22 protein-coding genes are annotated in these 23,751 nt (G+C 63.8%); 21 read left to right on the forward strand and 1 reads right to left on the reverse strand.

From position 1 onward, the window contains the following. Nucleotides 1-33 precede the first annotated feature (33 nt). The 3 genes from CFB82_RS00480 to CFB82_RS00490 all read left to right on the forward strand — a co-directional run bounded on the left by CFB82_RS00480 (nt 34) and on the right by CFB82_RS00490 (nt 3,220). Nucleotides 34-1,233 carry an ABC transporter substrate-binding protein gene (locus CFB82_RS00480; protein WP_089483173.1) on the forward strand — a complete coding sequence of 400 codons (1,200 nt, stop codon included), beginning with the start codon at nt 34-36 and terminating at the stop codon, nt 1,231-1,233. 128 nt (nt 1,234-1,361) lie between these two features. Continuing rightward, the gene (locus CFB82_RS00485; protein WP_069246763.1) at nt 1,362-2,246 is read left to right on the forward strand and encodes a branched-chain amino acid ABC transporter permease; all 885 of its coding nucleotides are present in this window, start codon (nt 1,362-1,364) and stop codon (nt 2,244-2,246) included. Continuing rightward, nucleotides 2,246-3,220, forward strand: a complete 975-nt coding sequence (locus CFB82_RS00490; protein WP_039351467.1) for a branched-chain amino acid ABC transporter permease — start codon at nt 2,246-2,248, stop codon at nt 3,218-3,220. The genes CFB82_RS00485 and CFB82_RS00490 overlap by 1 nt, the downstream gene beginning before the upstream one ends. 506 nt (nt 3,221-3,726) lie before the next feature. Here the strand turns inward: CFB82_RS00490 and CFB82_RS00495 are convergent. Next, complete coding sequence (locus CFB82_RS00495) at nt 3,727-4,017, reverse strand: hypothetical protein (protein WP_089483174.1); 291 nt, start codon at nt 4,015-4,017, stop codon at nt 3,727-3,729. A 335-nt stretch (nt 4,018-4,352) separates the two neighbouring features. Between CFB82_RS00495 and CFB82_RS00500 the strand changes: the two genes are divergently transcribed. From CFB82_RS00500 to CFB82_RS00590, 18 genes are all read left to right on the forward strand, one after another. Beyond that, nucleotides 4,353-5,510: an ABC transporter substrate-binding protein gene (locus CFB82_RS00500; protein WP_089483175.1), complete on the forward strand. Its 1,158-nt coding sequence runs from the start codon at nt 4,353-4,355 to the stop codon at nt 5,508-5,510. Nucleotides 5,511-5,709: 199 nt separating this feature from the next. After that, nucleotides 5,710-6,765: a branched-chain amino acid ABC transporter permease gene (locus CFB82_RS00505; RefSeq protein ID WP_089483176.1), complete on the forward strand. Its 1,056-nt coding sequence runs from the start codon at nt 5,710-5,712 to the stop codon at nt 6,763-6,765. Between the two features lie 4 nt (nt 6,766-6,769). Next, the gene (locus CFB82_RS00510) at nt 6,770-8,554 is read left to right on the forward strand and encodes a branched-chain amino acid ABC transporter ATP-binding protein/permease (RefSeq protein ID WP_089483177.1); all 1,785 of its coding nucleotides are present in this window, start codon (nt 6,770-6,772) and stop codon (nt 8,552-8,554) included. Next, nucleotides 8,554-9,309, forward strand: a complete 756-nt coding sequence (locus tag CFB82_RS00515; protein WP_089483178.1) for an ABC transporter ATP-binding protein — start codon at nt 8,554-8,556, stop codon at nt 9,307-9,309. Before CFB82_RS00510 ends, CFB82_RS00515 begins: the two co-directional genes overlap by 1 nt. Nucleotides 9,310-9,903: 594 nt before the next feature. Then, nucleotides 9,904-11,874 carry a tRNA uridine-5-carboxymethylaminomethyl(34) synthesis enzyme MnmG gene (mnmG, locus tag CFB82_RS00520; RefSeq protein WP_089483179.1) on the forward strand — a complete coding sequence of 657 codons (1,971 nt, stop codon included), beginning with the start codon at nt 9,904-9,906 and terminating at the stop codon, nt 11,872-11,874. After that, entirely contained in the window at nt 11,871-12,557 is a 687-nt protein-coding gene (rsmG, locus tag CFB82_RS00525; protein WP_089483180.1) for a 16S rRNA (guanine(527)-N(7))-methyltransferase RsmG, read from the forward strand. The genes mnmG and rsmG overlap by 4 nt, the downstream gene beginning before the upstream one ends. A 56-nt stretch (nt 12,558-12,613) precedes the next feature. Beyond that, complete coding sequence (locus tag CFB82_RS00530; protein ID WP_069246770.1) at nt 12,614-13,393, forward strand: ParA family protein; 780 nt, start codon at nt 12,614-12,616, stop codon at nt 13,391-13,393. Nucleotides 13,394-13,424: 31 nt separating this feature from the next. Beyond that, nucleotides 13,425-14,318: a ParB/RepB/Spo0J family partition protein gene (locus tag CFB82_RS00535; protein ID WP_069249192.1), complete on the forward strand. Its 894-nt coding sequence runs from the start codon at nt 13,425-13,427 to the stop codon at nt 14,316-14,318. A 10-nt stretch (nt 14,319-14,328) separates the two neighbouring features. Further along, nucleotides 14,329-15,459, forward strand: coding sequence for an SLC13 family permease (locus CFB82_RS00540; protein WP_089483181.1), 1,131 nt, complete (start codon nt 14,329-14,331; stop codon nt 15,457-15,459). 568 nt (nt 15,460-16,027) lie between these two features. Continuing rightward, nucleotides 16,028-16,552: an ATP synthase subunit I gene (locus CFB82_RS00550; protein WP_069246772.1), complete on the forward strand. Its 525-nt coding sequence runs from the start codon at nt 16,028-16,030 to the stop codon at nt 16,550-16,552. Nucleotides 16,553-16,661: 109 nt separating this feature from the next. Further along, complete coding sequence (atpB, locus tag CFB82_RS00555) at nt 16,662-17,513, forward strand: F0F1 ATP synthase subunit A (RefSeq protein WP_039351439.1); 852 nt, start codon at nt 16,662-16,664, stop codon at nt 17,511-17,513. 75 nt (nt 17,514-17,588) lie between these two features. After that, nucleotides 17,589-17,861, forward strand: coding sequence for a F0F1 ATP synthase subunit C (gene atpE, locus CFB82_RS00560; protein ID WP_021160442.1), 273 nt, complete (start codon nt 17,589-17,591; stop codon nt 17,859-17,861). Nucleotides 17,862-17,990: 129 nt separating this feature from the next. Next, complete coding sequence (locus tag CFB82_RS00565; RefSeq protein ID WP_039351436.1) at nt 17,991-18,461, forward strand: F0F1 ATP synthase subunit B; 471 nt, start codon at nt 17,991-17,993, stop codon at nt 18,459-18,461. A 2-nt stretch (nt 18,462-18,463) separates the two neighbouring features. Next, nucleotides 18,464-19,003 (forward strand): F0F1 ATP synthase subunit delta, encoded by a 540-nt coding sequence (locus tag CFB82_RS00570; protein ID WP_069246773.1) that lies wholly within the window; start codon nt 18,464-18,466, stop codon nt 19,001-19,003. A 44-nt stretch (nt 19,004-19,047) separates the two neighbouring features. Continuing rightward, complete coding sequence (gene atpA, locus CFB82_RS00575; RefSeq protein ID WP_021160444.1) at nt 19,048-20,589, forward strand: F0F1 ATP synthase subunit alpha; 1,542 nt, start codon at nt 19,048-19,050, stop codon at nt 20,587-20,589. A 69-nt stretch (nt 20,590-20,658) separates the two neighbouring features. Next, nucleotides 20,659-21,534, forward strand: coding sequence for a F0F1 ATP synthase subunit gamma (atpG, locus tag CFB82_RS00580; RefSeq protein WP_069246774.1), 876 nt, complete (start codon nt 20,659-20,661; stop codon nt 21,532-21,534). Between the two features lie 66 nt (nt 21,535-21,600). After that, entirely contained in the window at nt 21,601-22,995 is a 1,395-nt protein-coding gene (gene atpD / locus CFB82_RS00585) for a F0F1 ATP synthase subunit beta (protein WP_069246775.1), read from the forward strand. A 151-nt stretch (nt 22,996-23,146) separates the two neighbouring features. Next, entirely contained in the window at nt 23,147-23,572 is a 426-nt protein-coding gene (locus tag CFB82_RS00590; RefSeq protein ID WP_006477288.1) for a F0F1 ATP synthase subunit epsilon, read from the forward strand. The last annotated feature ends 179 nt before the right edge of the window (nt 23,573-23,751 follow it).

The raw sequence follows: 23,751 nt of genomic DNA on the forward strand, positions 1-23,751 counted from the left end.
AACCACAACGCATCAGAACAACAGGAGACGTCAATGAAAATGAAGACCCTCGCACAGGCCTGTCTCGCACTCGCGACTGCCGCGTTCACCGCCGGCGCCGCACACGCGGCGGATACCGTGAAGATCGGCTTCATCACCGACATGTCGGGGCTTTACGCGGATATCGACGGGCAGGGCGGTCTCGAGGCGATCCGCATGGCAGTGGCCGACTTCGGCGGCAAGGTGCTCGGCAAGCCGATCGAGGTCGTCTATGCCGATCACCAGAACAAGGCCGACATCGCCGCATCGAAGGCGCGCGAATGGATGGACCGCGGCGGGCTCGACCTGCTGGTCGGCGGCACGAACTCGGCCACCGCGCTGTCGATGAACCAGGTCGCGGCCGAGAAGAAGAAGGTCTACATCAACATCGGCGCGGGCGCCGACACGCTGACCAACGAGCAGTGCACGCCGTACACGGTCCACTACGCATACGACACGATGGCGCTCGCGAAGGGCACCGGCTCGGCGGTGGTGAAGCAGGGCGGCAAGTCGTGGTTCTTCCTGACGGCCGACTATGCGTTCGGCAAGGCGCTCGAGAAGAACACGTCGGACGTCGTGAAGGCGAACGGCGGCCAGGTGCTCGGCGCGGTGCGTCACCCGCTGTCCGCGTCGGATTTCTCGTCGTTCCTGCTGCAGGCGCAATCGTCGAAGGCGCAGATCCTCGGCCTTGCGAACGCGGGCGGCGACACGATCAACTCGATCAAGGCCGCGAAGGAGTTCGGCATCACGAAGACGATGAAGCTCGCCGCGCTGCTGATGTTCATCGACGACGTGCACAGCCTCGGCCTCGAGACGACGCAGGGCCTGGTGCTGACCGACAGCTGGTACTGGAACCGTGACGCGGCGTCGCGCCAGTGGGCGCAGCGCTACTTCGGCAAGATGAAGAAGATGCCGTCGAGCCTGCAGGCGGCCGACTACTCGTCGGTGACGACCTACCTGAAGGCCGTCCAGGCCGCCGGCACGACCGACTCCGACAAGGTGATGGCCGAGCTGAAGAAGATCAAGATCGGCGACTTCTACGCGAAGGGCTATATCCGCCAGGACGGCAGCATGATCCACGACATGTATCTGATGGAGGTGAAGAAGCCGTCGGAATCGAAGGAGCCGTGGGATTACTACAAGGTGCTCGCGACGATTCCGGGCGAGCAGGCGTTCGGTACCAAGCAGGAGACGCGCTGCGCGTTGTGGAAGTAAGCAGGGCGTAGCGGCGCGCGCGGGCGCGCCGCTCGGTGGCGGCTGCAGCGATGTGCCCGCTGCGCCGCCCGCGTACGCGATGCATAAAGGTTGCGTACGCAACGAAACTCATTCTGACGGCTAAGTCGATGGAAATCTTTGGCATTCCGTTGCCGGCGATGCTGAGCCAGTTGCTGCTCGGGCTCGTCAACGGCTCGTTCTACGCGATCCTGAGCCTCGGGCTCGCGGTGATCTTCGGGCTGCTCAACGTGATCAACTTCGCGCACGGCGCGCTGTTCATGCTGGGCGCGATGCTCGCGTGGATGGGCCTGTCGTATTTCGCGTTGCCGTACTGGGCGATGCTCGTGATCGCGCCGCTGGTGGTCGGCGCGTTCGGAATCCTGATCGAACGCTCGATGCTGCGCTGGCTGTACAAGCTCGATCACCTGTACGGGTTGCTGCTCACATTCGGGCTCACGCTGGTCGTCGAAGGCGTGTTCCGGTCGATCTACGGTTCGTCCGGCCAGCCGTACGACGTGCCGTCGCAGCTGTCCGGCGCCACCAACCTCGGTTTCATGTTCCTGCCGAACTACCGCGCGTGGGTCGTCGTCGCGTCGCTCGCGGTGTGTCTCGCGACGTGGTTCGTGATCGAGAAGACGCGCTTGGGTGCGTACCTGCGCGCGGGCACCGAGAACCCGAAGCTCGTCGAGGCATTCGGCGTGAACGTGCCGATGATGATCACGCTCACCTACGGCTTCGGCGTCGCGCTCGCCGCGTTCGCGGGCGTGCTGGCCGCGCCGGTGATCCAGGTGTCGCCGCTGATGGGCCAGCCGATGATCATCACCGTGTTCGCGGTGGTCGTGATCGGCGGGATGGGCTCGATCCTCGGCTCGATCGTCACGGGCCTGCTGCTCGGCGTGATCGAGGGCTTCACGCGCGTGTTCTACCCCGAAGCGTCGGCCACGGTCGTGTTCGTGATCATGGCGATCGTGCTGCTGTTCCGCCCGGCGGGGCTCTTCGGCAAGGAAAAATGATGCAGAGAAAAGTGCTCTACGGCGTGCTGCTCGCCGCACTGCTCGCCGCGCCGTTCATCGGCGCGTATCCGGTGTTCGTGATGAAGGTGCTCACGTTCGCGCTGTTCGCGGCCGCGTTCAACCTGCTGATCGGCTATACGGGGCTGCTGTCGTTCGGCCATGCGATGTTCCTCGCGACCGCCGGCTATGCGACCGGTTATTCGATGCAGACGCTCGGTTTCACGCCGGAGCTCGGCGTGCTGGTCGGCACCGTTGCCGCGACGCTGCTCGGGCTCGTCGTCGGGCTGTTCGCGATCCGGCGGCAGGGCATCTACTTCGCGATGATCACGCTCGCGTTCGCGCAGATGGTCTACTTCATCTACCTGCAGGCGCCGTTCACGCACGGCGAGGACGGGCTGCAGGGCGTGCCGCGCGGCCACCTGTTCGGGCTGCTCGACCTGTCGAACGACGTCGCGCTGTACTACGTCGTGCTGGCGGTGGTGGTCGCCGCGTGCGCGTTCATCGTGCGGGTCGTGCATTCGCCGTTCGGCCAGGTGCTCGTCGCGATCAAGGAGAACGAGGCGCGCGCGATTTCGCTCGGCTACGACACCGACCGCTTCAAGCTGCTCGCGTTCATCCTGTCGGCGGGCATCGCGGGGCTGGCCGGCTCGCTGAAGGTGCTCGTGCTCGGCTTCGAGACGCTGTCGGACGCGTACTGGACGATGTCGGGCCTCGTCGTGCTGATGACGCTCGTCGGCGGGATGGGCACGCTGTTCGGGCCGCTGCTGGGCGCGGCGCTGATCGTCGCACTGGAAGACCGGCTCGGCGACATCGGCGAATGGCTCGCGTCGACGACGGGCGTCGCGTGGTTCCATTCGCTCGGCGAATCGGCGACGATCGTCACGGGGCTGATTTTCATCGCATGCGTGCTTGCATTCCGGCGCGGCATCGTCGGTGAAATGGTCGCGCGGATCAAGCCGCTCAGGGCGTCCTGAATGCGTGCGACGCGCGTCACCGGGCGTTGATGCGAAGCACCATCCGGCATGCTCCGGAAGGGCGTCGCAGCGGGCTCGGGCCGGCGCCGTGCGGCAAGCTGGTGCCCCATTTTCGTGCGGCGATGCACCATAGGGGTAAATGCTAAGTTGTCGCACCGTGAAAGGTCCTTTAATCTTCGTCCTAGTTCTGATGCACCGCGAAACGAATTTGCAGGTGGAGAACGAGGAGACAATCGAGGCACAAAGTGCCCGGACCCCAAAGCGCTGTTGGACGGAATCCAACAGCGCTTTTTCATTTGCGTGCACGGATTTCCGCTGTTGGTGCATCGGCCTGCGCAGTGGCCGTATTCCGCGCTTGCGTTCGCACCGCGCTTCTTCCGCGCTCCGCCGCGTTCCTCCGTTTTCCAGTTTTCCGCTTTCCCACGATTCGTTCGCAGACGATGCGCAGCCGTACGCTGGCCGTTCGGGCTAACCCGGTTGGCGTGCGCAAAACGCGTCCGTTACACTCAGCTTTCGCCGACCGAGCGGTCGGGAAAATCGGTCGGCAGTTCTCCTACAAGCAGAATGCAGAAGAGGGAGTACGGTTGGATGAGCAGCGCAGGACGATGGATCGGGGCAGGAAGGGCGGCAGGTGCCGTTCGTTCGTCGTGGGGTTGGGCTGCTGTCACCGCGGCCTTCCCGAGCCGTTCTGCGGCCTGTAGGCGCGTTCCGGCGTCATCGCCGGTCGTTGCATGTGCATCCGTATCGATATTCGCATCCGCGTCCGCATTGGCATGAGCAACCGGCTTCCCGATCATGCGCCGCTCGCGAGCCTGGCCGCATCAGGCCGGGCCGACGTGTCTTTCCTTGATCGTTGCGCATGCATCGATTGCCCGCACGATTCCGCCTTTCTCCGCTTTCTTCATCCAGACGACACCGCTGCTGCGCATCGTGACGGTCGAACGACCGTTTCGACCGCGGGCCGGTGCGTCCGCGCGCGGTGCCGTCCGGGTGTCGTTGCGGGTGTGGCGTTTCACGGGAAAACGAGCGTAGGCGTGGCAAGGCGAGATAGTTAAATTATTAACTTGTTTGGGGACCGGGAGCCGCCCGAGCGACCCGTGGCTTTTTCGAGCAGCGTTTGGAGACAACGTAAATGAAGATGAATCGATGGATGGAGGCCGTGCTCGCCGCGGGCCTCGTGTGTGCGGCGGCGACGGCGTCGGCGCAGGTGAAGATCGGCGTGACGCTGTCTGCCACCGGGCCGGCCGCGTCGCTCGGGATTCCGGAAAAGAACACGATCGCGCTGCTGCCGAAGGAAATCGCCGGCAAGAGCGTGCAGTACATCGTGCTCGACGACGCATCCGACACGAGCCGCGCGGTGCAGAACGTGCGCAAACTGATCGATGAAGATCACGTCGACGCGATCATCGGCTCGTCCGTCACCCCGAACTCGCTCGCGATGCTCGACCCCGTGTCGCAGGGCAAGACGCCGACGATCTCGCTTGCGGCGAGCGCCCAGATCATCTCCCCGATGGACGCGAAACGCGCATGGATGTTCAAGGTGCCGCAGAACGACCAGCTGATGGCCGACGCGATCGCCGGCTACATGGCGAAGCACGGCGTGAAGACGGTCGGCTTCATCGGCTTTGCCGATGCGTACGGCGACAGCTGGTACAACACGTTCAACGGGGCGGCCGCGAAGAACGGCCTGAAGGTGGTGTCGAACGAGCGCTACAACCGCACCGACGCGTCGGTGATGGGGCAGGTGCTGAAGCTGATGGGCTCGAATCCGGATGCGGTGCTGATCGCCGGCTCGGGCACGCCGGCGGCGCTGCCGGCGAAGACGCTGAAGGAGCGCGGCTACAAGGGCAAGGTGTATCAGACGCACGGCGTCGCGAACAACGACTTCCTGCGAGTGTGCGGCAAGGATTGCGAAGGCGAGATCCTGCCGGCCGGCCCCGTGCTCGTGACCGACCAGCTGCCCGATTCGAACCCGGTGAAGAAGCCGGCGCTCGGCTACAAGGCCGCGTACGAGAAGGCGTACGGCGCGGGCTCGCTGGCGACGTTCGGCGGCCATGCGTGGGACGCGGGGCTGTTGCTGCAGCGTGCGATTCCGGAAGCACTGAAGAAGGGCCAGCCGGGCACCGAGGCGTTCCGCGAGGCGCTGCGCGCGTCGATCGAGAACGTGAAGGACCTGCCCGTGTCGCACGGCGTGATCAACATGACGCCGACCGACCACAACGGCTTCGACACGCGTGCGCGCGTGATGGTGCAGATCGTCGACGGCAAGTGGAAGCTGCAGGCCGAGTAAGCATCACGTGAAACCGGCGTGCGCGGCGCGAATGGCGCCGTGCATGCCGTCGGCAGGGCGGCGGGCCTGACGGCCCCGCGACCATGCCGTCTGGAACCGCCGGGGCCGCCTGCATGGCGCCCGATGCGTCGACCTTGCCGTCCGCGCCCCGGCCGTCCCGTCGTTCGTTTCTCCGCAGCATTCTCGATACACGAAACGTATGGATCTCTCGATTGCAGCGATCCTCGCGCAAGACGGCATCACGACCGGCGCCATATATGCATTGCTGTCGCTGGCGCTCGTGCTGGTGTTTTCCGTCACGCGGGTGATCTTCATTCCCCAGGGCGAATTCGTCGCCTACGGTGCGCTGACGCTTGCCGCGTTGCAGGCGCAGAAATTTCCCGCCACCTGCTGGCTGCTGTTCGTGATGGGCATCGCGTGCTTCCTGCTCGAAGTCGGCGGCCTGATCCGGCATCGCGAACGGCGCCATCAGCTCGGCCGCACGCTCGCGACACTCGGCAGCCGCTACGTCCTGCTGCCGCTCGCGGTGTTCGCGATCACGCGCAGCTTTGCCGTGCAGCCGCTGCCGATGCTTGCGCAGATCGCACTGACGCTCGCGATCGTCGTGCCGATGGGGCCGTTCGTCTACCGGCTCGTCTACCAGCCGATCGCGGAAGGCACGACGCTGCTGCTGCTGATCGTATCGGTGGCCGTCCACTTCGCGATGGTCGGCCTCGGGCTCGTGATGTTCGGCGCGGAAGGTTCGCGCACCAACGGCTTCTCGGATGCGTCGCTGTCGATCGGCAGCATGACCGTGTCGGTGCAGAGCATCCTGGTCGTCGTGACGGCGCTCGTGCTGATCGGCGCGCTGTACGTGTACTTCGGCCGCACGATCGCCGGCAAGGCGCTGCGCGCGACGTCGGTGAACCGGCTCGGCGCGCGGCTCGTCGGCATCGGCACGACCGAGGCCGGGCGGCTCGCGTTCACGTTCGCGGCGGGGCTCGGCGTGCTGTCCGGGATTCTCGTCGGCCCGCTGACGACGATCTACTACGACTCGGGCTTCCTGATCGGCCTGAAGGGGTTCGTCGGCGCGATCATCGGCGGGCTCGTCAGCTATCCGCTCGCGGCCGCCGGCTCGCTGCTCGTCGGCGTGCTCGAATCGTATTCGTCGTTCTGGGCGAGCGCCTACAAGGAGGTGATCGTGTTCACGCTGATCATTCCGGTGCTGCTGTGGCGGAGCTTCGCCACGCCGCACACGGAAGAGGAAGAGGAGTGACACGATGAAGACGATGGTGCGCAACAAGACCTTCTGGGTGTTTCTCGTGGTGCTGTTCGCGCTGCCGGTGCTGCCCGGCGCGCTGCAGGTGCCTGAATACTGGATCACGCTGCTGAACTACATCGGCCTCTACGCGATCGTCGCGATCGGGCTGGTGCTGCTCACGGGCGTCGGCGGAATGACGAGCTTCGGGCAGGCCGCGTTCGTCGGCATCGGCGCCTATGCGACCGCGCTCCTGACGACGCGCTACGGCGTGTCACCGTGGTTCGCGCTGATCGTCGGCGTCGTGCTGACGGCGCTCGTCGCGCTCGTGCTCGGCGCGGTCACGATGCGGCTGTCCGGCCACTTCCTGCCGCTCGGCACGATCGCGTGGGGCCTCGCGCTGTTCTACCTGTTCGGCAACCTCGAACTGCTCGGCAAGTACGACGGGATCAACGGGATTCCGGCACTGAACCTGTTCGGTATCGAACTCGGGAGCGGCCGTAGCCTGTACTTCCTGATCTGGGCCGTCGTGCTGGCCGCGATCGTGTCGGTGCAGAACCTGCTGAACAGCCGCCCGGGCCGCGCGATCCGCGCGCTGCGCGGCGGCGGCGTGATGGCCGAGGCGATGGGCGTGAACACGGCCTGGATGCGCGTCGTGATCTTCGTCTATGCAGCCGTGCTCGCGGCCATCTCGGGCTTCCTTTACGCACACCTGCAGCGTGCGGTGAACCCGACACCGTTCGGGCTGAACCACGGGATCGAGTTCCTGTTCATGGCCGTGGTGGGCGGCGTGTCGCACGTGTGGGGCGCCGTGCTCGGCGCGGCGATCCTCACCGTGCTGCAGGACTACCTGCAGACGCTGCTGCCGAAGCTGCTCGGTTCGGAAGGCAACTTCGAGATCATCGTGTTCGGCGTGCTGATGGTGCTGCTGCTGCAGTACGCGCGCCAGGGTGTGTGGCCGTTCGTCGCCAGGCTGTTCCCGCGCGGGCCGCGTGCCCATGTGCCCGAGCACGCCGATCCGTTGCCGCAACGCCCGAAGCCTGCGGCCGGCGAGCCGCTGCTCGTCGTCGACAACGCGCGCAAGCAGTTCGGCGGGCTCGTGGCCGTCAACGACGTCAGCTTCGACGTGAAAGCGGGGCAGATCATCGGGCTGATCGGCCCGAACGGCGCCGGCAAGTCGACCACGTTCAACCTCGTGACGGGCGTGCTGAAGCCGACGGGCGGCACGATCACGTTCCGTGGCGAGCGCATCGACGGGCTCACATCGCGCCAGATCGTCCGCCGCGGCATCGGCCGGACGTTCCAGCACGTGAAGCTATTGCCGGCGATGACGGTGCTCGAGAACGTCGCAATCGGTGCGCACCTGCGCGGCCGTACGGGCGTGTGGCGCAGCGTCGCGCGGCTCAATGCCCACGAGGAAGCGCAGTTGCTGGCCGAGGCCACACGGCAGATTCGCCGCGTCGGACTCGAAAAGCATATGTACGACGAAGCGGGCAGCCTCGCGCTGGGCCAGCAGCGGATTCTCGAAATCGCACGGGCGCTGTGCTGCGACCCGACGCTGCTGCTGCTCGACGAGCCGGCCGCCGGGCTGCGTTACCAGGAGAAGCAGCAACTCGCCGACCTGCTGCGGCGGCTGAAGGCGGAAGGCATGAGCGTGTTGCTCGTGGAACACGACATGGATTTCGTGATGAATCTCACCGACCGGCTGGTGGTGATGGAATTCGGCACGCGGATCGCGGAAGGGCTGCCGCAGGACGTGCAGCAGGATCCGGCGGTGCTCGAAGCGTATCTGGGCGGGGTGGAGTGATGACGGACACGACGATGCCGATTCTCGACGTGCGCGGGCTGGCGGTCCGGTACGGGAAGGTGGAGGCGCTGCAAGGCGCGGCGATCAAGGTCGGAGCAGGGCAGATTGTCAGCGTGATCGGGCCGAATGGGGCCGGCAAGTCGACGCTGCTGAACGCGATCATGGGCGCGCTGCCGGTGACCGGGCATGCGTCGGGCGCGGTCGTGTATCGCGGTCACGATGTCGGTGCATTGCCGGTCGAGCAGCGCGTCGCACGCGGGATGTGCCTCGTGCCGGAAAAGCGTGAGCTGTTCAGCACGATGACGGTTGAAGACAACCTCGTGCTGGGCGCGTATCGGCGCAAGCTGGCCGGTGAAGCGAACTTTCTCGACCAGCTCGATCACGTGTTCGCGCTGTTTCCTCGGCTGAAGGAGCGGCGCAAGCAGGCGGCCGGCACGCTGTCCGGCGGCGAGCGGCAGATGCTCGCAGTCGGCCGCGCGCTGATGGGCAAGCCCGACCTGCTGATGCTCGACGAGCCGAGCCTCGGGCTGGCGCCGCTGATCGTGAAGGAGATCTTTCATATCATCAGTGCGTTGCGCGGTACGGGTGTGGCGACGCTGCTGATCGAGCAGAACGCGCGGGCGGCGCTGCAGATCTCCGACTATGGCTACGTGCTGGAGACGGGCGAATTTGCGCTGGAAGGGCAGGCAGCCGACCTCGCACAGAATCCGCGCGTGATCGAAACCTACCTCGGGTTGGCGAAGAAAACGGCTTGATCGGTGGCGCGGTTGGCGAGGAACGGGCGGCGTGTTTCACGTGAAACACGCCGCTTTTGTTTTGGGGTCGAGATCTGACTTCAAGCGTCGGCGGTTAACAACCAGGGGATAAGTACCGGAGGAGCAATCAAAAGATCTGTGCGGTGGCGGCGGGTGGAGGGATCCACCACAGTGCAGATGGCGATCCGGTTTGTCGTTCGGAGTTGGCGTCCACTCGTTCCACAGTTCGATGATGTGCCAGGTCACAGGGGATAAGTGTCGAGCGAACCGACGGAAATTCTGTGAGGAAGAGGGGGCACAGGGTGTTTCGTCTGAGTGTTGGGCGGGACGCAGGCCTCGAACGCGTTATATGTTCCACGTGAAATTTCCCGACAAATGGATCTCTGCACAGGCGCAACGATGTGCGGCGGGCGGGCCGGAAGCATCGCAGGCGTGGGCGCGGAACCACAGATTCCTCGGTCCAACGTCGAAAAATCGACGAAATGCACAGACCCTACCATTCGGACGGCATTCGGGTGAAAAGCGAACCCGCTATAATTCGCCCCATACATTTCTCAGATAGGTTCGTGCGCAGCCCTGCGTACGGAATCCACCATGCTTTTTCCCACAGAATTTGACGTCATCGTCGTCGGTGGCGGTCATGCCGGCACCGAAGCGGCGCTGGCGTCCGCCCGCATGGGCGCAAAGACACTGCTGCTGACCCACAACATCGAAACGCTTGGGCAGATGAGCTGCAATCCGTCGATCGGCGGCATTGGCAAGGGCCATCTGGTCAAGGAAGTCGATGCGCTGGGCGGCGCAATGGCGGCCGCAACGGACGAGAGCGGTATCCAGTTCCGGATCCTCAATTCGTCGAAGGGGCCGGCCGTGCGCGCGACGCGTGCGCAGGCCGACCGCATCCTGTACAAGGCCGCGATCCGCCACCGGCTCGAGAACCAGCCGAACCTCTGGCTGTTCCAGCAGGCCGTCGACGACCTGATGGTCGAAGGCGACCGGGTGGTGGGTGCCGTCACGCAGATCGGCATCCGCTTCCGCGCCCGCGCGGTCGTGCTGACTGCCGGTACGTTCCTCGACGGCAAGATCCACGTCGGCCTGAACAACTACACGGGCGGTCGGGCGGGCGATCCGGCGGCCGTGTCGCTGTCGTCGCGCCTGAAGGAGCTGAAGCTGCCGCAGGGCCGCCTGAAGACCGGTACGCCGCCGCGTATCGACGGCCGCTCGATCGATTTCTCGCAGCTGACCGAACAGCCGGGCGATCTCGATCCGATCCCGGTCTTCTCGTTCCTGGGCCGAGCGGAGCAGCATCCGCAGCAGCTGCCGTGCTGGGTCACGCACACGAACGAGCGCACGCACGACATCATTCGTGGCGGTCTCGACCGTTCACCTATGTATACAGGCGTGATCGAAGGCGTCGGGCCGCGCTATTGCCCGTCGATCGAGGACAAGATTCACCGGTTCGCATCGAAGGAATCGCACCAGATCTTCCTGGAACCGGAAGGGCTGACGACCAACGAGTTCTACCCGAACGGGATCTCGACGAGCCTGCCGTTCGACGTCCAGCTCGAGCTCGTGCACTCGATGCGCGGCCTTGAGAACGCGCATATCCTGCGCCCCGGCTACGCGATCGAGTACGACTACTTCGACCCGCGTGCGCTGAAGGCGTCGCTCGAGACGAAGGCGATCAACGGTCTGTTCTTTGCGGGCCAGATCAACGGGACGACCGGCTATGAAGAAGCGGCCGCGCAGGGTCTGCTGGCCGGCCTCAATGCGGGCCGCTACGTGCAGGAGAAGGACGCATGGTGCCCGCGCCGCGACCAGGCCTACCTTGGCGTGCTGGTCGACGATCTCGTGACGCGTGGCGTTGCCGAGCCGTACCGGATGTTCACGAGCCGCGCCGAGTATCGCCTGAGCCTGCGTGAAGACAATGCCGACATGCGCCTGACCGAGATCGGCCGCGAACTGGGGCTCGTCGACGACGCGCGCTGGGACGCATTCAGCCGGAAGCGCGACGCTGTTTCACGTGAAACCGAACGCCTGAAGTCGACGTGGGTCACGCCGAAGACGTTGCCGGCAGAAGAGGCGACCGCGCTCCTCGGCAAGGCGATCGATCACGAATACAGCCTCGCCGAGCTGCTGCGCCGCCCGGGTATCAGCTACGACGGCGTGTGTGGACTGAAGGGCGGCGAGTGCGGCCCCGCAGAGCCGCTGGCCGACGATCCGGTGATGCTCGAGCAGATCAAGGAGCAGGTCGAGATCGGCATCAAGTATCAGGGCTATATCGAGCGCCAGGCCTCCGAGATCGAACGCAACGACGCGAACGAGAACACGCGCCTGCCGGACGGTATCGATTACCGCGAAGTCCGCGGCCTGTCGTTCGAGGTGAGCCAGAAGCTCAACGAGTTCCGGCCGGAGACGATCGGGCAGGCGTCGCGCATCTCGGGTGTCACGCCGGCAGCGATCTCGCTGCTGATGGTGCACCTGAAGCGCCGCGGCCTGGGTCGCCGTAATGGCACTGCCGCAGAGGCAACGGAGCAGGGGGACGGCGCCGTCCCGACGCAACAATGACGGCGCGTCGCGCGCCGGCGGTTAATCGGGACGTACTGGAACAGATGCTCGTCGAAGGCACGACGGCGCTCGACCTCACCCTGACGGATGCACAACGCAACCAGCTGCTCGACTATGTCGCGCTGCTCGGCAAGTGGAACGCGGTCTACAACCTGACCGCGATCCGCGACCCGAAGCAGATGCTGATCCAGCACATCCTCGATTCGCTCTCCATCGTCACACATCTGCGTGGCCGTGCATCAGCCCGCGTGCTCGACGTGGGCTCGGGCGGCGGGTTGCCCGGTATCGTGCTGGCGATCGTCGAGCCGGACTGGCAGATCACGCTGAACGATATCGTGCAGAAGAAGTCTGCATTCCAGACTCAGATGCGTGCGGAGCTGAAGCTCGCGAACCTGTCGGTGGTCACCGGTCGGGTCGAGTCGCTGCAACCGGGTGTCGAAGTGCCGGAAAAATTCGACATGATCGTATCCCGCGCTTTCGCGGATCTATCCGACTTCGTTAAACTTGCTCGACATCTGGTCGCGCCGGGCGGATCGATCTGGGCGATGAAGGGCGTGCATCCGGACGACGAGATTGCGCGATTGCCGGAAGGCAGCCGCGTGAAGCAGACGATACGGCTGGCGGTGCCGATGCTCGATGCCGAACGGCATCTGATCGAAGTGGCCGTCGACGAGGCGAATTGAAGGGCAGGCGCGCAGTAGCGCGCCGTTTGTTTGAAGGTAAAGGGAACACACCAACGATGGCAAAGATCTTCTGCGTTGCGAACCAGAAGGGGGGCGTCGGCAAGACGACGACATCGGTCAATCTCGCCGCGAGCCTTGCAGCGCAGGAGCAACGAGTCCTGCTGATCGATCTCGACCCGCAGGGTAACGCGACGATGGGCAGCGGGATCGACAAGGCTGCTTGCGAAGCGACCGTGTACGAGGTGCTGGTCGACGGCGTGTCGGTGACCGACGCGCGCATCCGTCCGGACGGCGTCACTTACGACGTGCTGCCCGCGAATCGCGAGCTGTCCGGTGCCGAGATCGAACTGATCAGCATCGACAACCGCGAGCGCCGGCTGAAGGCTGCGCTCGAGCGCGTGTCCGACGACTACGACTTCGTGCTGATCGACTGTCCGCCGACGCTGTCGCTGCTGACGCTGAACGGGCTGTGCGCGGCGCACGGCGTCGTGATTCCGATGCAGTGCGAGTACTTCGCACTGGAAGGGTTGTCGGACCTCGTCAACACGATCAAGCAGGTTCACGCGAACATGAATCGCGACCTGAAGATCATCGGCTTGCTGCGCGTGATGTTCGATCCGCGCATCACGTTGCAGCAGCAAGTCTCCGATCAACTGAAAGCGCACTTCGGCGACAAGGTGTTCGACGCGGTGATTCCGCGCAACGTGCGTTTGGCGGAAGCGCCGAGTTACGGGTTGCCGGGCGTCGTGTTCGATCGCAGCTCGCGCGGTGCGCAGGCGTATATCCAGTTCGGTGCCGAGATGATCGAGCGCGTGCGTGCGTTCGAGGTGTCGTGATACGGACATGAGCGAAGCGAGGAAGAAAGACATGAACGCGGTACCAAAGAAGAAGGGCTTGGGACGTGGCCTCGAAGCGCTGCTCGGCGGCAGTGCCGATATCACCGAAGCGGTGAAGATCGAAGGGGCACCGAACACGCTCGCGCTCGGCAAGCTGCAAGCCGGCAAGTACCAGCCGCGCACGCGGATGGACGAAGGCAGCCTGCAGGAGCTCGCGGCAAGCATTCGCGCACAGGGCGTGATGCAGCCGATCCTGGTACGGCCTATTTCATCAGACAAATACGAGATCATCGCCGGCGAGCGCCGTTTCCGCGCGGCGCGCCTGGCGGGCCTCGATGAAGTGCCGGTGCTCGTGAAGGACGTATCGGATCAGGCTGCCGCGGCGATGGCGCTGATCGAGAACATCCAGCGCGAGGATCTGAACCCGCTTGAAGAAGCGCACGGTATCCAGCGCCTGCTCGACGAGTTCGGTTTCACGCACGAACAGGCGGCCGAATCGGTCGGCCGCTCGCGCAGCGCGGTATCGAACCTGCTGCGTCTGCTGAACCTGGCTTCGCCGGTACAGACGATGCTGCTGGCCGGTGATCTCGACATGGGGCATGCGCGCGCGCTGCTCGCCGTCGATGCGGCCACGCAGATCACGCTTGCCCATCAGGTCGTCAACAAGCGCATGTCGGTGCGTGAGACCGAGAAGCTCGTCGCGCACACGACGAAGGAAGTGCCGGCCGTGAAGGCGCGTGCGAAGGACGATGGCGGTCGCGATACGCGCCGTCTCGAGGAGGAGTTGTCCGACCTGCTCGCGTCGACGGTGAAGATCAAGCTCGGCCGCCGCGGGCGAGGGCAGGTGACGATCGACTTCGGCAACCTCGACGCACTCGAAGGCATTCTCGTGCGACTGCGCGGCAACGTCGCAACCGAAGAGTAAAGGGCGGCGCATGGCGGAGACGGGCGCACCGGCGCCGCGCCGGTGGTTGGGGTGGCTTGCGCAGGAGCCCGTGCTATCGGTGCTTGTGCTTGGGCTGATTGTGCTGCAATGGGTGCGTCCGCAACCATTTTCCGTATTGGCCGATCGTGTCGACTGGCAGACGGTTGCGACGCTCGCGGGCCTGCTGATGCTGACCAAGGCGCTCGAGTTGTCCGGCTGCCTGATGTGGCTCGCACACCGCATCGTGCATCACGTGCACTCCGAACGCGGGCTCGCGATGCTGCTCGTCGGGTTCGCCGCGCTGCTGTCGATGTGGCTCACCAACGATGTCGCGCTGTTCGTCGTCGTGCCGCTGATGGTGTCGCTGCGTGCGCTGACACCACTGCCGTTCCGGCGGCTCGTGATCGTCGTCGCGCTGGCCGTCAACGCGGGGTCCGTCGCGACGCCGCTCGGCAATCCCCAGAATCTTTTCCTGTGGCAATTGAGCGGCGTGTCGTTCGGCCGTTTCGTGATCACGCTCGGGCCGCTCGCGATCGCGCTGATGGCGCTGCTGCTCGTGCTGACCGCGTGCGCGTTTCGCGCGAAACCGCTCGACCTGTCCGGCGACGTCGTCGCCATTCCCGTACAACGCACGCACGCGCTGATCGCGGCGGCGCTGTTCGCGGCCTTCGTGCTGCTCGCCGATGCGCACCATCCGCTGCCGGGCCTGCTTGCCGTCGCGATCGTGCTGCTCGTCGTCAAACGTGACGCAGTCCTGAAGATCGACTGGCTGCTGCTGCTGATCTTCGTGCTGATGTTCGTCGTGCTGCGCAGCGCGGCTGCGCTGCCCTTCATCCATGACGCGATTGCGCATGCGAATCTCGATTCACCGCTGCGCATCTTTGCGGCCGGTGCCGTGCTGTCGCAGGGCATCAGCAACGTGCCGGCCGCGATCCTGCTGTCGGAGTTCACGCATGACTGGCGTGCGCTCGCGTTCGGCGTATCGGTCGGCGGATTCGGTTTCGCGATCGGCTCGCTGGCGAACCTGATTGCGGTGCGTCTCGCGAAGGAGCCGCGCATGTGGCTGCCGTTCCACCTGGTCTCGATTCCGTTCGCGCTCGCCAGCGCAGCACTCGGCGCATGGCTGCTCGTTCACGGTTGAACGATGCAGGTGCGCGTGGCACAGGCGTGCCATTCGGGTGGCGGGGAGGGCGCACAGCATTCGCGCTGGTGCGGGGTTGTTGATAAGTGCCGCAATCCACAGTCGATCGACTGTGGTGGCATGACAACTGATTGGATAATTCGCTGCATCGGCGTCGGCCCGGATTTCGTGCATTCGGCGTGGTCGGGTGATCTCAGTGTTTCGCCTGTTCGGGGTTGGGTGCTGGGCTCAAGCCCGGGGCCTCGTCACAGCGTGGCTCCTGGGTGGTGATCGTGCCGCCCCGCCGGCGCCCGCGCCGGGCATCGTTTCCTCGCCATTCCCTCGTCGCCGGACTTTTTCGAGCAAGAAATGCCGGTGCAAAAAAGCGACCTTACAACTGTCATCGTACGTCGTCGAATCGCCCGTTTTTTCACATGATGAGGCGTCGTTTTACGCAGGTTTTTGTCGCGTCTAAAGCCTTGAATCACTTGCAACTATCGCTTACAATCGCCCGGATTTGTTAGCTAGGCACCCCTGAAAGCTTTCAGAAAGCTTGGGGCCGGATTCAAGGATTTTGCGGAAGATTGCGATGGCGGGTCAGGCGCCGGACGACAGGCACGATGATCAGCGCACGCAACGCACCGCTTCAGCGGCTGGCGAGCGGCGCGAATTCGATGATGACTGGGATGCCGAGCAGCAAGATAACAACATCGTTCCGCTCACACGGGTAGAAGCCGAAAAGCTGTTCGGCCCGAACGTGAGCAAGCCCTCGCGCGTGACCCCCTATAAGGTGGTACTCGCGCAAGTGGTTCTGTCCCTGGTTGCAACGCTGGCGTGGTGGCTGTTTTCAAAGTCGCCGGGTGCCGCTGCGCAATCCGCGTTTCTGGGCGGAGCGATTGGCTGGGTGCCCAGTGCGGTTTTCGTGGCACGACTGAAGGCAGGTGGCTCGGCCACCGTGATGAGCTGGGTGATGGGCGAAGCCCTGAAGCTCGCTCTGACGATCGGGATGTTCACTGCAGTGGCGTTCGGCTGGTCCGGCGTGCACTGGGTGCCGTTCCTCGTCACGTACCTCGTCGTGCTGAAGACGTACTGGATCGCGCTGGCCTGGCGGTAAGGAACAAGCAGCGTGCGGTTTCGACAACGAACCGCACCAGCCCGTTCCCGCAATAGCGTGTTGCGGAATGGGCAAAACGATTTTCGACAATTTGGGTGGCATTAACGATATGGCAGCTAGCGAAGGCACGCGCGGTCCGGATCCGTCCGAGTACATTGCGCACCACTTGCAGAATTTCTCCACCTCGCATCAGACGTCGATTTTCGACATCCACGTCTGGAATCTCGACACGCTGTTCTGGTCGATCGTTTGCGGCATCGTGACGATCCTCCTGCTGCGTCTGGCTGCCCGCAAGGCGACGTCGGGCGTGCCGGGCCGTTTCCAGTGCGCGATCGAGATGCTCGTCGAGATGGTCGAAGACCAATCGAAGGCCATCGTTCACGGCAATCGTACCTTCATCGCTCCGCTCGCACTCACGGTGTTCGTGTGGGTCGCGCTGATGAACTCCCTCGACTTCCTCCCGGTCGACCTGCCGGGCCGCGTGATCGGCCTGCTCGGTCTGTCGGACGTGATTTCCCACCATCGCATCGTCCCGACGGCCGACCTGAACGGCACGCTCGGCATCGCGCTCGGCGTGTTCGTCCTGATGATCTACTACAGCATCAAGATCAAGGGCGCGGGCGGCTTTGTGCATGAGCTGCTGTCGGCACCGTTTGGCGCCCACCCGCTGCTGTGGATCCCGAACCTCGCGCTCAACATCGTCGAATATCTCGCGAAGACCGTCTCTCTCGGTATGCGGTTGTTCGGCAACATGTACGCGGGTGAGCTGTTGTTCCTGTTGATCGCCCTGCTCGGCAGCATGTGGAGCTTCGGTGGCGACGCAACGTTCCTCGGCTTCGTTGGTCATGTGATCGCGGGTAGCGTCTGGGCAATCTTCCACATTCTGATTGTTCTGTTGCAGGCATTCATTTTCATGATGCTGACGCTGGTGTATCTCGGCCAGGCGCACGACAAGCACTAAGCGCGGCGTGCAAGAAAGAGTTTCCGTTTTAGTTTTTTAAATCTCAGTTCCAAGTCTTTTCACAAAGGAGTGATCATGCAAGCTTACATCGCCAACATCCAGGGTCTGACCGCCATCGGTATCGGCATCATCATCGGCCTGGGTGCAATCGGCGCCTGTATCGGTATCGCGCTGATGGGTGGTAAGTACATCGAAGCCTGCGCACGTCAGCCGGAACTCATCAACCCGCTGCAAACGAAGATGTTCCTGCTGGCTGGTCTGATCGACGCGGCATTCCTGATCGGCGTGGGTGTTGCAATGCTGTTCGCGTTCGCGAACCCGCTCCTGTCGAAGCTCGTCGCAGGCTAAGGTTCCACGGAAATTTGCGTCCGGCGTGAGCCGGCGCAGGGCGGAACGGAGACTTGGGGCGCTGATCGAATGCAACTCGATGAGCGCCTTACCGTTTCATTTTTCCGGAATAGCAGATAAGGAAACACCGTGAATCTCAACGCAACTCTGTTTGCGCAAATGGTCGTGTTCCTGGTCCTCGCGTGGTTCACGATGAAATTCGTGTGGCCGCCGTTGATCAACGCCCTCGACGAACGTTCGAAGAAGATCGCCGACGGCCTCGCCGCCGCCGAGAAGGGCAAGGCAGAACTCGACGCAGCGCACAAGCGCGTGGACCAGGAACTCGCGCAGGCCCGCAATGACGGCCAGCAACGCATCGCCGACGCTGAAAAGCGTGCCCAGGCGGTCGCCGAGGAAATCAAGGCCAACGCCCAGGCTGAAGCCGCCCGCATCATCGCCCAGGCGAAGGCGGAAGCAGAACAGCAAATCGTGAAGGCGCGCGAAGCGCTGCGTGGCGAAGTCGCTACGCTGGCCGTGAAGGGCGCCGAGCAGATCCTGAAGCGCGAAGTCGATCAAACGGCCCACGCCCAACTGCTGAATCAACTGAAAGCCGAGCTCTGATCATGGCCGAACTTGCAACCATCGCCCGCCCTTACGCAGAAGCGCTGTTCCGCGTGGCCGAGGGCGGTGACATCGCCGCCTGGTCCACGCTCGTGCAAGAGCTGGCCCAGGTTGCGCGTCTGCCGGAAGTCCTGTCGGTCGCGTCGAGCCCGAAGGTGACGCGCACGCAAGTAGCCGAGTTGCTGCTTGCTGCGGTGAAGTCGCCGCTCGGAGCTGGCGCCGAAGCGAAGAACTTCGTGCAGATGCTGGTCGACAATCATCGCATCGCGCTGCTGCCGGAAATCGCCGAGCAGTTCGAGGCGCTCAAGAACGAACGTGAAGGTGCAGCCGACGCCGAGATCGTGAGCGCGTTCCCGCTGAACGGCACGGATCTCGAGAGTCTCGTCTCGGGCCTCGAACGCAAGTTCAAGCGCAAGCTGAAACCGACGGTCGCAGTCGATTCGTCGCTGATTGGCGGCGTGCGCGTGACGGTCGGCGACGAAGTGCTCGACACCTCGGTTCGCGCGCGCCTCGCATCGATGCAGGCTGCGTTGACCGCCTGAGCGCCACGCCGGCACGCAACAGAATTGACTATCAGGAGCGAATAATGCAACTCAATCCCTCTGAGATCAGCGAGCTGATCAAGAGCCGGATCCAGGGCCTTGAAGCGAGCGCAGACGTTCGCAACCAGGGCACCGTGATCTCCGTGACCGACGGTATCGTGCGTATCCACGGCCTGTCGGACGTGATGCAGGGCGAAATGCTCGAGTTTCCGGGCAACACGTTCGGCCTCGCGCTGAACCTCGAGCGCGACTCGGTCGGCGCGGTGATTCTCGGCGAATACGAACACATCTCGGAAGGCGACATCGTCAAGACGACGGGCCGCATTCTCGAAGTCCCGGTTGGTCCGGAACTCGTCGGCCGTGTGGTCGATGCGCTCGGCAACCCGATCGACGGCAAGGGCCCGGTCAACGCCAAGCTGACCGACGCGATCGAAAAGATCGCCCCGGGCGTGATCTGGCGTAAGTCGGTGTCGCAGCCGGTGCAGACGGGCATCAAGTCGATCGACGCAATGGTGCCGATCGGCCGTGGCCAGCGTGAGCTGATCATCGGCGACCGTCAGTGCGGCAAGACCGCGGTGGCGCTCGACGCGATCATCAACCAGAAGGGCAAGGACCTGATCTGTATCTACGTCGCGATCGGCCAGAAGGCTTCGTCGATCATGAACGTGGTTCGCAAGCTCGAAGAAACGGGCGCGATGGAATACACGATCGTCGTCGCCGCTTCGGCTTCGGATTCGGCAGCGATGCAGTACCTCGCACCGTACGCTGGCTGCACGATGGGCGAATACTTCCGCGACCGCGGCCAAGATGCGCTGATCATCTATGACGACTTGACCAAGCAAGCCTGGGCATACCGTCAGATCTCGCTGCTGCTGCGCCGCCCGCCGGGCCGTGAAGCGTACCCGGGTGACGTGTTCTATCTCCACTCGCGTCTGCTCGAGCGTGCTGCTCGCGTGTCGGAAGAGTATGTCGAGAAGTTCACCAACGGCGAAGTGAAGGGCAAGAGCGGTTCGCTGACGGCACTGCCGGTCATCGAAACGCAGGCTGGCGACGTGACCGCGTTCGTTCCGACGAACGTGATCTCGATTACCGACGGCCAGATCTTCCTGGAAACCGACCTGTTCAACGCAGGCATCCGCCCGGCAATCAACGCCGGCGTGTCGGTGTCGCGAGTCGGTGGCGCCGCTCAGACGAAGGTCGTGAAGAAGCTGTCGGGCGGTATCCGTACCGACCTCGCGCAGTATCGTGAACTGGCGGCATTCGCCCAGTTCGCATCGGACCTCGACGAAGCGACCCGCAAGCAACTCGAGCGCGGCCGCCGCGTGACGGAACTGCTGAAGCAGCCGCAGTACCAGCCGCTGCAGGTCTGGGAACTGGCCGTGTCGCTGTACGCCGCAAACAACGGCTACCTCGACGACCTCGACGTCAAGCAAGTGCTGTCGTTCGAGAAGGGCCTGCGCGAAAACCTGAAGACCAGCCACGCTGACCTCATCAAGCGCATCGAAGACACCAAGGATCTCTCGAAGGACGACGAAGGCGCACTGCGCTCGGCGATCGAATCCTTCAAGAAGTCCGGTGCCTATTGATCCGCGAGTGACACACTGAGGCCGCGCGGGTGCTGATGCGCCCGCGCCGCTTCGGTCAAGGAGCAAGCTATGGCTGGAATGAAGGAAATTCGCGGCAAGATCAAGAGCGTGCAGAACACGCGCAAGATCACGAAGGCGATGGAGATGGTGGCCGCATCGAAGATGCGCCGCGCGCAGGAACGCATGCGCGCCGCTCGTCCGTATGCGGACAAGGTCCGTGCCATCGCCGCGCACATGAGCCGCGCGAACCCGGAGTACCGCCACCCGTTCATGGTGGCGAACGAAGGCGCGACGACGGCCGGCATCATCCTTGTCACGACGGACAAGGGGCTGTGCGGTGGTCTGAACACCAACGTGCTGCGTGCGACGGTGCAGAAGTTCAAGGAGCTGGAAGAGAAGGGCCAGAAGGTCGAAGCCACCGCGATCGGTAGCAAGGGCCTCGGGTTCCTGAACCGCTTCGGCGCGAAGGTGATGTCGCAGGTCGTGCACCTCGGCGACACCCCGCATCTGGACAAGCTGATCGGCGCCGTGAAGACGCAGCTCGATCTGTACTCGGAAGGCAAGCTGTCGGCGGTTTATATCGCTTACACGCGCTTCGTCAACACGATGAAGCAGGAAGCCGTGATCGAGCAGTTGCTGCCGCTGTCGTCGGAACACTTCGAAGCCGATGACGGTACGCCGGCCACGTCGTGGGACTACATCTACGAGCCGGACGCGCAGGCAGTCGTCGACGAACTGCTCGTGCGTTACGTCGAGGCGCTGGTGTACCAGGCCGTCGCGGAAAACATGGCGTCCGAGCAATCGGCGCGCATGGTCGCGATGAAGGCCGCGTCCGACAACGCGAAGACGGTGATCAGCGAACTGCAGCTCGTGTACAACAAGAGCCGTCAGGCCGCGATCACGAAAGAACTGTCGGAGATCGTCGGCGGCGCAGCCGCTGTTTAAGCGCGCGCCCGGGACGACAACTGCGCCTTTGCGCGAGTAAAGAATCAGGTATTTAAAGGAAAAGCGATGAGTACTGCTGCTTTGGTAGAAGGCAAGATCGTACAGTGCATCGGCGCCGTTATCGACGTGGAATTCCCGCGCGACAGCATGCCGAAGATCTACGACGCGCTCATTCTCGATGGCTCGGAACTGACCCTCGAAGTCCAGCAGCAGCTGGGCGACGGCGTTGTCCGTACCATCTGTCTGGGTGCATCCGACGGCCTGCGCCGCGGCCTGACCGTGAAGAACACGGCAAAGCCGATTTCGGTGCCGGTCGGCAAGCCGACCCTCGGCCGAATCATGGACGTGCTCGGCCGTCCGATCGACGAAGCTGGCCCGATCGAAAGCGAAACGACGCGTTCGATCCACCAGAAGGCTCCGGCGTTCGACGAACTGTCGCCGTCGACCGAACTGCTCGAAACGGGTATCAAGGTTATCGACCTGATCTGCCCGTTCGCAAAGGGCGGCAAGGTTGGCCTGTTCGGCGGTGCTGGCGTGGGCAAGACCGTCAACATGATGGAGCTCATCAACAACATCGCGAAGGAACACGGTGGTTACTCCGTGTTCGCGGGCGTGGGCGAGCGTACCCGTGAAGGGAACGACTTCTACCACGAAATGAAGGACTCGAACGTTCTCGACAAGGTCGCGCTGGTGTACGGCCAGATGAACGAGCCGCCGGGCAACCGTCTGCGCGTCGCGCTGACCGGCCTGACGATGGCCGAGCACTTCCGTGACGAAGGCCTCGACGTGCTGTTCTTCGTCGACAACATCTACCGTTTCACGCTGGCCGGTACCGAAGTGTCGGCACTGCTCGGCCGTATGCCGTCGGCAGTGGGCTATCAGCCGACGCTGGCTGAAGAAATGGGCAAGCTGCAAGAGCGCATCACGTCGACCAAGAAGGGCTCGATTACGTCGGTCCAGGCCGTGTACGTCCCTGCGGATGACTTGACCGACCCGTCGCCGGCTACGACCTTCGGCCACCTGGACGCAACCGTCGTTCTGTCGCGTGACATCGCTTCGCTGGGTATCTACCCGGCGGTCGACCCGCTCGACTCGACGTCGCGCCAGATCGACCCGAACGTGATCGGTGAAGAGCACTACACGATCACGCGTCGCGTTCAGCAGACGCTGCAGCGCTACAAGGAACTGCGCGACATCATCGCGATTCTGGGCATGGACGAACTGTCGCCGGAAGACAAGCTGTCGGTCGCACGTGCGCGTAAGATCCAGCGTTTCCTGTCGCAGCCGTTCCACGTTGCTGAAGTGTTCACGGGCTCGCCGGGCAAGTACGTGCCGCTGAAGGAAACGATCCGCGGCTTCAAGATGATCGTCGACGGCGAGTGCGACCACCTGCCGGAACAGGCGTTCTACATGGTCGGCACGATCGACGAAGCCTTCGAAAAGGCCAAGAAGATCTCGTAAGGATCGGGTGAGTCGCACGGCGCGTCCTAGTCGGGATTAGCAGTCGGACTGATAATCCCGGCCGGTCGCGCCGACGCAACACGCTCAATCCGCCGTGCATGGGACGAGGGCTGGCGCCGCGAGGCGTTCGCACTCGTCGACAGGAGTCGATATGGCAACCATCAAAGTAGACGTCGTCAGCGCGGAAGAGCAGATCTTCTCGGGCGAGGCGAAATTCGTCGCGCTGCCGGGCGAAACGGGTGAGCTGGGCATTCTGCCGGGCCACACGCCGCTGATCACGCGGATTCGTCCGGGTGCGGTGCGCATCGAAGTCGAGGGCGGCAACGACGAATTCGTGTTCGTCGCGGGCGGCATTCTCGAAGTGCAGCCGGGCGCCGTGACGGTGCTCGCCGATACCGCGATCCGCGGCAAGGACCTCGACGCGGCGAAAGCCGAGGAAGCACGCAAGCGTGCCGAGGAAACGCTGCAGAACGCGAAGTCGGATCTCGACCTCGCGAAGGCGCAATCCGAGCTCGCGACCGCGATGGCGCAGCTCGAGGCGATCCAGCGTCTGGCGAAGATCCGCAGCCGGCACTGAGCCGCGCCGCGTATCCCGCGAAAGAAAGCAGCCTTCGGGCTGCTTTTTTTTCGTGTGCGCCCAGCATGGGCGCATTCCTGCGGGTGGAAGTCCCGCCATAAGTTGATCACGGCAAATGAAGTGAAGCGCAACTGCATGAGGGTGACCGAGTGTGGGAAGGAAGCGTGGAGCGTAAATCG

This window comes from Burkholderia sp. HI2714 (assembly GCF_002223085.1).
GTDB lineage: Bacteria > Pseudomonadota > Gammaproteobacteria > Burkholderiales > Burkholderiaceae > Burkholderia > Burkholderia lata_D.

Excerpts from the sequence above, each read along its gene's own strand:
- CFB82_RS00515 (WP_089483178.1), top strand. The coding sequence starts at position 8,554 with ATGACGGACACGACGATGCCGATTCTCGACGTGCGCGGGCTGGCGGTC.
- CFB82_RS00530 (WP_069246770.1), top strand. The coding sequence starts at position 12,614 with ATGGCAAAGATCTTCTGCGTTGCGAACCAGAAGGGGGGCGTCGGCAAG.
- CFB82_RS00480 (WP_089483173.1), top strand. The coding sequence starts at position 34 with ATGAAAATGAAGACCCTCGCACAGGCCTGTCTCGCACTCGCGACTGCC.
- atpG (WP_069246774.1), top strand. The coding sequence starts at position 20,659 with ATGGCTGGAATGAAGGAAATTCGCGGCAAGATCAAGAGCGTGCAGAAC.
- CFB82_RS00495 (WP_089483174.1), bottom strand. The coding sequence starts at position 4,017 with ATGATCGGGAAGCCGGTTGCTCATGCCAATGCGGACGCGGATGCGAAT.
- CFB82_RS00550 (WP_069246772.1), top strand. The coding sequence starts at position 16,028 with ATGGCGGGTCAGGCGCCGGACGACAGGCACGATGATCAGCGCACGCAA.
- CFB82_RS00505 (WP_089483176.1), top strand. The coding sequence starts at position 5,710 with ATGGATCTCTCGATTGCAGCGATCCTCGCGCAAGACGGCATCACGACC.
- rsmG (WP_089483180.1), top strand. The coding sequence starts at position 11,871 with ATGACGGCGCGTCGCGCGCCGGCGGTTAATCGGGACGTACTGGAACAG.
- atpD (WP_069246775.1), top strand. The coding sequence starts at position 21,601 with ATGAGTACTGCTGCTTTGGTAGAAGGCAAGATCGTACAGTGCATCGGC.
- CFB82_RS00535 (WP_069249192.1), top strand. The coding sequence starts at position 13,425 with ATGAACGCGGTACCAAAGAAGAAGGGCTTGGGACGTGGCCTCGAAGCG.
- mnmG (WP_089483179.1), top strand. The coding sequence starts at position 9,904 with ATGCTTTTTCCCACAGAATTTGACGTCATCGTCGTCGGTGGCGGTCAT.
- atpE (WP_021160442.1), top strand. The coding sequence starts at position 17,589 with ATGCAAGCTTACATCGCCAACATCCAGGGTCTGACCGCCATCGGTATC.
- CFB82_RS00570 (WP_069246773.1), top strand. The coding sequence starts at position 18,464 with ATGGCCGAACTTGCAACCATCGCCCGCCCTTACGCAGAAGCGCTGTTC.
- CFB82_RS00500 (WP_089483175.1), top strand. The coding sequence starts at position 4,353 with ATGAAGATGAATCGATGGATGGAGGCCGTGCTCGCCGCGGGCCTCGTG.
- atpB (WP_039351439.1), top strand. The coding sequence starts at position 16,662 with ATGGCAGCTAGCGAAGGCACGCGCGGTCCGGATCCGTCCGAGTACATT.
- atpA (WP_021160444.1), top strand. The coding sequence starts at position 19,048 with ATGCAACTCAATCCCTCTGAGATCAGCGAGCTGATCAAGAGCCGGATC.
- CFB82_RS00490 (WP_039351467.1), top strand. The coding sequence starts at position 2,246 with ATGCAGAGAAAAGTGCTCTACGGCGTGCTGCTCGCCGCACTGCTCGCC.
- CFB82_RS00590 (WP_006477288.1), top strand. The coding sequence starts at position 23,147 with ATGGCAACCATCAAAGTAGACGTCGTCAGCGCGGAAGAGCAGATCTTC.
- CFB82_RS00485 (WP_069246763.1), top strand. The coding sequence starts at position 1,362 with ATGGAAATCTTTGGCATTCCGTTGCCGGCGATGCTGAGCCAGTTGCTG.
- CFB82_RS00510 (WP_089483177.1), top strand. The coding sequence starts at position 6,770 with ATGAAGACGATGGTGCGCAACAAGACCTTCTGGGTGTTTCTCGTGGTG.
- CFB82_RS00540 (WP_089483181.1), top strand. The coding sequence starts at position 14,329 with ATGGCGGAGACGGGCGCACCGGCGCCGCGCCGGTGGTTGGGGTGGCTT.